The 8,616-nt window shown below is 36.9% G+C and carries 7 protein-coding genes, 2 tRNA genes and 1 pseudogene; 1 reads left to right on the top strand and 9 read right to left on the bottom strand.

Annotated features, from left to right (window positions below):
* The first annotated feature begins 123 nt into the window (after nucleotides 1-123).
* Nucleotides 124-195, top strand: a tRNA-Arg gene (locus HMPREF9071_RS12355).
* Nucleotides 196-234: 39 nt separating this feature from the next.
* On the opposite strand, the gene HMPREF9071_RS03555 is transcribed toward HMPREF9071_RS12355, so the two are convergent.
* The 9 genes and pseudogenes from HMPREF9071_RS03555 to HMPREF9071_RS03520 form a co-directional block, all read right to left on the bottom strand.
* Nucleotides 235-546: a hypothetical protein gene (locus HMPREF9071_RS03555; protein ID WP_009745204.1), complete on the bottom strand. Its 312-nt coding sequence runs from the start codon at nucleotides 544-546 to the stop codon at nucleotides 235-237.
* Nucleotides 543-962 (bottom strand): hypothetical protein, encoded by a 420-nt coding sequence (locus tag HMPREF9071_RS03550; protein WP_009745203.1) that lies wholly within the window; start codon nucleotides 960-962, stop codon nucleotides 543-545. Before HMPREF9071_RS03550 ends, HMPREF9071_RS03555 begins: the two co-directional genes overlap by 4 nt.
* A gap of 23 nt (nucleotides 963-985) precedes the next feature.
* Nucleotides 986-1,474 carry a hypothetical protein gene (locus HMPREF9071_RS03545; protein ID WP_009745202.1) on the bottom strand — a complete coding sequence of 163 codons (489 nt, stop codon included), beginning with the start codon at nucleotides 1,472-1,474 and terminating at the stop codon, nucleotides 986-988.
* A 14-nt stretch (nucleotides 1,475-1,488) separates the two neighbouring features.
* Nucleotides 1,489-2,502, bottom strand: a pseudogene (locus HMPREF9071_RS03540) (AAA family ATPase).
* A 124-nt stretch (nucleotides 2,503-2,626) separates the two neighbouring features.
* Entirely contained in the window at nucleotides 2,627-3,868 is a 1,242-nt protein-coding gene (locus HMPREF9071_RS03535) for a reverse transcriptase domain-containing protein (RefSeq protein WP_009745198.1), read from the bottom strand.
* A 32-nt stretch (nucleotides 3,869-3,900) separates the two neighbouring features.
* Nucleotides 3,901-4,179, bottom strand: a complete 279-nt coding sequence (locus HMPREF9071_RS12465; RefSeq protein WP_009745197.1) for a hypothetical protein — start codon at nucleotides 4,177-4,179, stop codon at nucleotides 3,901-3,903.
* A 482-nt stretch (nucleotides 4,180-4,661) separates the two neighbouring features.
* The gene (carB, locus tag HMPREF9071_RS03530) at nucleotides 4,662-7,514 is read right to left on the bottom strand and encodes a carbamoyl-phosphate synthase large subunit (protein ID WP_009745195.1); all 2,853 of its coding nucleotides are present in this window, start codon (nucleotides 7,512-7,514) and stop codon (nucleotides 4,662-4,664) included.
* A 14-nt stretch (nucleotides 7,515-7,528) separates the two neighbouring features.
* The gene (locus HMPREF9071_RS03525; RefSeq protein ID WP_162859667.1) at nucleotides 7,529-8,221 is read right to left on the bottom strand and encodes a hypothetical protein; all 693 of its coding nucleotides are present in this window, start codon (nucleotides 8,219-8,221) and stop codon (nucleotides 7,529-7,531) included.
* A 217-nt stretch (nucleotides 8,222-8,438) separates the two neighbouring features.
* Nucleotides 8,439-8,511 (bottom strand) — tRNA-Gly (locus HMPREF9071_RS03520).
* Between the last annotated feature and the right edge of the window lie 105 nt (nucleotides 8,512-8,616).

Below are 8,616 nucleotides of genomic sequence, written 5' to 3'. Positions count from 1 at the left end.
ATTCTACCAAAAGACAAACTGAAAAATTTCACTTGGAGGTGGAATTGGCAACATCAGGAAACTCAAAATTAATCATTGATAATTCACATTTATTTTGTACCTTTGCACTCTACATTATAAGTAGGTCTTGTAGTTCAACGGATAGAATAGAAGTTTCCTAAACTTTAGATCCAAGTTCGATTCTTGGCAAGACCACTTTTTAGAAAACTATCTTGGAGTTAAGTCAAGATAGTTTTATTTTTTCTCTAAACCAATCTTACACAAAATAAAATTAATAGGTATTGCCAATAAAGTACCTATAGGAAGCGATAACAATGCTATAGAAAGAGCTGCACTAATATAAAAAGACGATATATATCTTTGTACAAAGTAAAATAGCTCCTGATAGGCATAGCAAATACCCCAAACGATAGGATAACGTATATGAACTACGGTAAGTTCCTCCTCTCCATAAAGAAAAAATCCTATAAAAAAGACGAACAATAACAACAATAGCACACTCATAAAGTAAAACAAAACAAAATCCTTTAGTAACTTACACTTCATTTGTCTTTTGTTTTTATAATCCTATCAAAAATAGTTCCAAAGATAAGGAAAAAGATAAAAAGTACTCCTAATAATAGAGGCTCTCCTATACTTATAGCTGTATTTCTATCTAATAGGGATATCACTCCTTTCTCAAACTGTTTTGCAACTACTTCTTCAAATCGCAGAAACACCATAGAGGAAAAGCTCAGTAATATAAACCACAAAGCAACCCTATATATTACTAAATACCTTTTATAATATCCTAAATAGCATACAGGTAAGAACAATACACTAAGCAGCATAACAACTGTGTTAGGGAATACTACCCATTTGTTAAAATAAAATAGATATATTCCCACTTGCGATAGTGAAATGGTTGCTAAAAGATATAAAATAGCACTAAACTTCCCGAAATGTATGTAGAGTAGGGACATAGTTTATTGTATATAATTTTTATCTAAATCTCCTCCCATAGGATAAAGAAATTCATATACAGTTCTTTAGCAGAAAGATTAGGGTACAGATAACGAATGAGTTTTTTGGTAAGTTTTCCTTTGCTCATTCCTGCAAAGATAAGTTCATCACCCTTATACATGGTTAGTTGCTTGGTCTCCGGTGAAAAATGTATAGTAAGCACTTCGTTTCCGTTTGCATAGAATAGGAAACTACTCACTACATCATTTAGCAAAGGATATTCTTCTTTATACCCTCTTTTATTCCTTAATATCCTTAGCAAACGGTTTCCCTCTGATAGCGGAAGGAGTTCTCTTCTCTCTGTGATATGTTCTTCTTCAGGGGCTTCAGGCCACGAAGTCTCTCTCGTCCAGCCCATACGATGTATGACTACAAGACTATCTATTTTCCCCTGATAGAGCTTGCTAAAATCCATTGCTTTAGGATATTGCGCCAGTGTAAAGCAAGGAAAGAGAAAAAATAAACGGAACATATGCTATATGGTAATTAAAGTTTGTACCCAATTACTAAATCTTGGGCATTTTGCTCTTTTGAAAGCCTTTTAAACACTGTCTCCCCCTTCACTCTATCTACTGTTACAATATCCTCTGGCTCAAAATAGCTTATCAAATCCGTAGACTGTGTAGCGGCAATTACCTGACAGCCTTTTGCTGCTGCCGATTGTATAATTGCCGCCAATTTAGCAATAGCCGCTGGGTGTAAGCCCAATTCAGGTTAGTCAATCACAATGGTATTGGGCAGGTTAGGCTGTAAAAACAAAGTGGTAAGTGCCATAAATCGCAAAGTTCCGTCCGACAAATCTGTAGCTCCAAAAACCATATCGCTGTACTTGTCTTTCCATTGCAGCCTTACCTCATCATTGGCATTAGGCACTAAATAGAAGTCAGAGAAATAAGGGGCTATACTCTGTATTGTCTTTACAATTCTATGATAGGTGATTTTATCTTTTTGGTTGATATGATATAAAAAAGCAGCCAAATTAGCTCCATCTTTATAGAGGTAATATATATCATTTTGTACATTACTCTGCTTGGTAAAGGGCGAGAGGCTTCCCGTATCGTGAAAATGATACTTACGAAAGCCCTCCAATTGCTTGAGGATATAGGTAGCCTCGGGAGTATCACTTAGCTTAAGCTGAGATTCTGTATAAAAGTTATCAATGGACAGTTCTTGCCCCTCAGAAGTAAGCACTTCTCTATTAAAGATAAAGCCATGCTCTCCTATTTTAAGCACTACCTCATAGGTATTACCTCCCTCAAAAGTCAATTGGAAACCTATCTCATTGGTAATTTTCTTTCCTCGGAAAAGCATCTTATCCTCTCCCCCTCTCAGCGCAATATATTCCCTTAGGCTACGGTTATACAGCCTATTAAGCAACTCAAAAAACGATATAAAGTTACTCTTCCCACTCCCATTAGCCCCAATAAGGATATTAATAGGAGAAAGGTCTAACTGTATATTTTTAAAGGTTTTATAACCTGTTAGGTGAAGGTGGTTCATAGTGGGAAATTAGTTTAATCCAGATTCCAATATACATCATTCATCACTTCAGGATCATCAGTTCCTGCGGCTTCTGCAAGCCCAAAATATATTGAATTAAAACAAACAATATATATATATATTCTTAGTGAATAACTCTCTTTAAAGCAGGTTTGTGGCAATCTTTAAGCAATTTATTGATATTTTTCCAGTGTTTTTTTATTTGATTACTAATCTTATTACCAGACATCCTACTTATAGCTTTCTTTGCATAAGTTATATAGTTTCCATAGTTATATGTATCATATTTATACAGCCTTTTTTCTACCTCATTCCATACTACTTTCCTATTTCTTTTAGCTCCTTTGTAAGAGAATTTCTTTAAAATCCGCCTTTTAAAAATCGGTTCCTCATATTTATAAGAATAAGATTTTGCCCTACTTATGTGTCTTTTCATTTTTCTATAATATCCTGAAAGACTTGATTTTTTTAATCTTATATTTTCCCCATCGAATTCAAAACCTAAATAAGTTAGATTCTTATTCCTATTAATAGTATTCTCAAAAACTTGTGCGGATGTCAATTTATCTTTCTCTCTCTTAAATTCAAATACTTGAGTTTTTGCTCTCTGTATCTCTAATTTATACTTTGTAATCTCTTCCATTACAAAATGACAAACCTCTTCTCTGTATTCATTAGGACAAACAACAATAATATCATCTGAATATCTTTTATAATGTCCTCCTATTTTTTGTATGTAACTATTAATATCCTTATCAAAATCTACTAAATAGATATTTGCTAAAGTAGCACTAATGGGAGAACCTTGTGGAATCCCAAATGTTCTTGGTATAATCTGATCCCCTTTTTTAATAGTTTTAAAAGGATGAACTAATTTATGCTTAACCTCAAGAAACTCTTTTTTTTCACAGAAAGCTATTGCATTTTGATTCCTTAAGAATTTTATCCTACTAATCTTCTTTCTTTTAACTGGCTGCTGTATCCCGTTAGCTGCTATTTTTTGAGTGAGAATTTTATCTTGAAAAAAACTAAAAATATCCACTAAATCTACATAACTGAAACGCGTAATATTTTTATATACATTAAAATGATCCATAGGTAATCTTTCCACAGAAAGAACCTTTTCCCATTTCTCTCTTAATATTTTATGATCCAAGTTATCAAAAAAACTAGTAATATCAAAAGCTATCACATAGAAAAAATCCTTAGGATATCTCTTTATTAAATCAAAAACATCATTTGCTATCTCGATATTAGATTTATTAGAGCTATTGGGGTTCTTCTCATCAATTGGAATACTCCTATAAGCACAAACAACATCATTTAATTTATATTCCTTTATAAATTGCTCATATTTATCAGACAATTGATAAGAATAATAGCTAAAAATAAGAGAATCTAAATGACTTGCATAGAAAAGCTCTCTTTTTTCTGACCTTTTACTCTTTGTATTTTATTAGTTCCTTCTGTCTTTATAGGATTTCCTTCCTCATTATATTCCTTACGAAACTTACGGACTAATGAGGTTTTATGGATAAAAGGCAGGAATGAATGTTTAGTTATATTCTCAGGATTAAGTATATAAGACATTACCCTTTTTTTATCTTTAATAGAAATAGGTCTTCCTATATGAGGATATTTTTTTAACTTAAACCAATCTTTCTTCGCTTTTTTCATGCTTTCTTTATAAAAAGAGTAGTGAAATCCAAATGCGGAGCCGTGCTTTTTAAGAAGATAACACTATCTTCATAGAACCATGTATGCTAATACGATATACTAACCAATTAAAATCAATCAATATATCACTCCGTCTTCTATTTGGGTAGAAAAATATTAATGCTATATTTGCACATTCGTACTAAACCTAACATTATGAAAGTTATCCTTCTTACGCTTAAGATATTAATCTTAGCTGGACTCGCTCAAAGTAGAATTATTTCTCTTGAGATTTGTCCCTATGAAATGACATTTCCCTTATAGTTTTTCATATAAGGCCATAGGATTTCTCCTAACCAAGAAACACATAGTTCGGCTATTTCACTACTCTTATATATTTACATCTTCAAATCATATTCTAAATCCCTCCGCAAATATACAAAAAATACTTTGCCAAAGTCAAGATTTTAGCAAAGTATTTTTATCAATATGTAAGTCTGTGACTATTTACTCAAGTACATCTTCCTCCTTGTATAAATATCATAGAAAGCATCGTCCTTGAGGCTATCTATAAACAAAATGCTTTCACCAGTGGATTTCATCTCTGGGCCGAGCTTCTTATCTACATTCGGGAATTTGTTGAACGAGAACACAGGTTGCTTGATAGCAAAGCCCTCCAAGTGTGGGTGAAAATGGAAGTCAGAGAGCTTCTTCTCACCCAGCATGATCTTAGTAGCATAATTCACATACGGTTCCTTGTAGGCCTTGGAGATAAACGGCACTGTACGCGAAGCACGTGGATTGGCCTCTATGATATACACTACATCGTCTTTTACGGCAAACTGTACATTGATAAGCCCCACGGTGTTGAGTGCCAAGGCTATCTTCTGGGTGTGGTCTTTGATCTGTTGGATCACAAACTCACCCAAGTTGAACGGCGGTAAGGTCGCGTTACTATCGCCTGAGTGGATACCACAAGGTTCTATATGCTCCATAATACCAATGATATACACGTTTTCACCATCACATATCGCATCGGCCTCAGCTTCTATGGCGCCGTCCAAATAGTGGTCAAGTAGGAGCTTGTTATTTGGTATCTTACGCAAAAGATCTACCACATGGGCTTCCAACTCTTCCTTGTTGATGACAATCTTCATACCCTGCCCGCCCAATACGTAGGAAGGACGCACCAATAGTGGGAAGTCCAATTCGTCTGAGAGTTTCAGCGCCTCATCAGCTGTTTCAGCTACGCCAAAGCGTGGGTAAGGAATGTTGTTCTCTTTCAACAAGGTAGAGAAACTTCCTCTATCCTCTGCCAAATCCAAGGATTGGAAGCTGGTACCTATGATTTTGATACCATATTTGTCCAATTTCTCAGCCAACTTCAAGGCGGTTTGTCCTCCGAGCTGTACGATCACTCCTTCGGGCTTCTCATGTTGGATAATATCATAGATATACTCCCAGAATACAGGCTCAAAATAGAGCTTGTCAGCCGTATCAAAGTCAGTAGATACCGTCTCTGGGTTACAGTTGATCATAATGGTCTCATAACCACATTCTTCCGCTGCCAATACCCCATGTACGCAGCAGTAGTCAAACTCAATCCCTTGCCCTATACGGTTAGGTCCTGAACCAAGTACGACCACCTTCTTGCGGTCAGTAACCACGCTGTCGTTGGCTATATATTCCTTGCCGTCTGCGCTGCGGATAGGCGCTTCAAAGGTAGAATAATAGTAAGGGGTTTGCGCCTTGAACTCGGCTGCACAGGTATCAACCAATTTGAATACGCGGCGGATATTCAGCTCCTCTCGCTTCTTATGTACCTCACTCTCCCAGCAACCAAGCATATAGGCTATTTGTCGGTCAGCAAAGCCTTTCTGCTTAGCTTCAAAAAGAAGCTGCTTAGGTAGTGTATCTATCTTATAGTTGGATATTTCTTTTTCAAGGGCACAGAGCTCCTCGTATTGTTTGAGGAACCACATGTCTATTTTGGTGATTTCATGGATACGGCTTAGCGGAATGCCCAGCTGTACCGCATCATAGAGTACAAATACCCTATCCCAACTGGGATGGGTGAGTTTTTCAATGATTTGCTCGTAATTCTTCTCCCCTTTGCCATCGGCTCCCAAACCATTACGCTTGATTTCGAGTGATTGGGTTGCTTTCTGTAAAGCCTCTTGGAACGAACGACCAATACCCATGACCTCCCCTACTGACTTCATTTGTAGGCCAATAGTACGGTCAGAGCCTTCAAACTTATCAAAGTTCCAACGTGGTATCTTCACAATCACATAGTCCAAGGTAGGCTCAAAGAAAGCGGAAGTGGATTTGGTGATTTGGTTTTGCAATTCGTCCAAATGATAGCCAATAGCCAATTTGGTCGCTATCTTAGCAATAGGATAACCTGTAGCCTTAGACGCCAAGGCGGACGAACGCGATACACGTGGATTGATTTCAATAGCGATAATATCCTCTTTTTCATCGGGAGACACAGCAAACTGTACGTTGCAACCGCCTGCAAAATCACCTATGCTACGCATCATCTTGATAGCCATATCACGCATACGCTGGAAAGTGCGATCGGAAAGGGTCATCGCAGGAGCTACCGTAATAGAGTCGCCCGTATGGATACCCATCGGATCCATGTTTTCAATGGTACAGATAATAGCTACATTGTCATTCCTATCGCGCAAGAGTTCCAATTCGTATTCCTTCCAGCCCAAAAGTGCCTTATCAATAAGCACCTCGTGGATAGGAGAAGCCTCCAAACCGCGATTAAGGAGCATATCAAAGTCCTCTTTCTTATAGACGATAGAGGCACCCGTACCGCCCAAGGTAAAGGACGGACGTATTACAAGCGGAAAACCAAAGCGTTGGGCAATTTCTTTCCCCTTGAGGAAGGACATCGCCGTTTCTGAAGGAGCCATTGGGATTCCTATCTCGTCAAGTAACACGCGGAATTTCTCACGGTCTTCGGTGATTTGGATCGCATCAATATCCACCCCAATGATTTCCACTCCGAAGTCCTTCCAGATACCTTTTTCGTCTGCCTCTATACAGAGGTTAAGGGCAGTCTGTCCGCCCATAGTAGGCAGTACGGCATCTATTTCGGGGTGAGCCTTGAGGATTTCCACCAATGATTTAGTGGTAAGGGGTTTGAGATAGACCACATCCGCCATGGAAGGGTCGGTCATAATCGTAGCAGGGTTGGAGTTGATCAGTACGGTTTTGATACCGTCTTCGCGCAAGGAGCGCAACGATTGCGAGCCTGAGTAGTCGAACTCACAGGCTTGCCCGATGATAATAGGTCCTGACCCTATAAGCAGAACACAATGTAGGTCGTTTCTTTTTGGCATTTTGTTAGGTGCTTTTATTTCTTTAACAACTTATCCAGTAACTTTTCAAAGTCTCTTGTAGGGAAAAGTTCCTTTCCTTCAATAACTAATGATAAATCAAGTGATTTATTTTCTGATAGTAAAAAAAGATTCTCCTCCGGAAATCCTGACGTTTGAGAAAAATAACTTCTATATTCCTCTAATGTTGTGTTATATTTCTTTCTATGCATCAAAGCTAAAGCAGGCAAGAATAAAAATATATCATCATTAGTAATGGCAAAAGTTTCAGAATATTTTGTTAGTTGCTGTTTGGATTTTCTAATCAGGGCATCGGAATCAAAAGATGAACCCTTTTCAAACCTTTCCTTATCTACCTTATAGCATTGCTCTGAAAAAAATGGTTGAATCCACCCTACTTTGGCTTTAACTTCAATAATAGCAATAGTTTTACCTTCCTTCTCAATTCTAAGATCAGGGGCTGTTTTACCTTGTTGCCTTCTAAGCAAGATCTTCCATTTTTTTCCTTTTAATTCTGAAAGATGATAAAAAATTCTTGCTATATAGGACTCTAATTCACTTGAAATATGAGCATAATAAGCTGTTTCAAAATAAGAGGACTTAAAACTCTGTCCTACCTTCGCAGAATCGTATAATTCATTAACAAATTTCAAAATATTCTCCGTAATAGAATCTCCCGCAATAAAATTATTAGCTATTCTTTTAGCCATTTCATCTATATTGTTATAATATAGTTTCTTATAACTAAGCATTTTCGCTATTGAATTAAAAAAATAGCTACATCTTCCAAAAGAAAGATATAGCTACTATACTAATAAAGAATATTGTTGCCCTGTGTATCCCTTTCGAGTACTGCATATCGGAAGTACAAGGGAGTGCTAACTGACTCATATTCTTAAAGATGTTCATTTAGATGTGTTAAAAAAGAGCGAAAAACGGGGTTCGAACCCGCGACCTCAACCTTGGGAAGGTTGCGCTCTACCAACTGAGCTATTTTCGCTTATTTTGCTTTGAGTAGGTTTGTAACTGTTTTGTTTCTCTATCTACGGTGCAAAGATACAATAAATTTTAATTCCTACAAATTTATATTCAAAAATAGTGTACA

The sequence above is a fragment of the Capnocytophaga sp. oral taxon 338 str. F0234 genome, assembly GCF_000192225.1.
GTDB lineage: Bacteria > Bacteroidota > Bacteroidia > Flavobacteriales > Flavobacteriaceae > Capnocytophaga.
The sequence above is the reverse complement of the archived record's forward strand: the minus strand, read 5'-3'. Positions and strand labels throughout refer to the sequence as shown.

What these genes read in the sequence shown, in the direction of transcription:
- HMPREF9071_RS03555 (WP_009745204.1), bottom strand. Translation starts at nt 546, where the DNA reads ATGAAGTGTAAGTTACTAAAGGATTTTGTTTTGTTTTACTTTATGAGT.
- HMPREF9071_RS03550 (WP_009745203.1), bottom strand. Translation starts at nt 962, where the DNA reads ATGTCCCTACTCTACATACATTTCGGGAAGTTTAGTGCTATTTTATAT.
- HMPREF9071_RS03545 (WP_009745202.1), bottom strand. Translation starts at nt 1,474, where the DNA reads ATGTTCCGTTTATTTTTTCTCTTTCCTTGCTTTACACTGGCGCAATAT.
- HMPREF9071_RS12465 (WP_009745197.1), bottom strand. Translation starts at nt 4,179, where the DNA reads ATGAAAAAAGCGAAGAAAGATTGGTTTAAGTTAAAAAAATATCCTCAT.
- carB (WP_009745195.1), bottom strand. Translation starts at nt 7,514, where the DNA reads ATGCCAAAAAGAAACGACCTACATTGTGTTCTGCTTATAGGGTCAGGA.
- HMPREF9071_RS03525 (WP_162859667.1), bottom strand. Translation starts at nt 8,221, where the DNA reads ATGGCTAAAAGAATAGCTAATAATTTTATTGCGGGAGATTCTATTACG.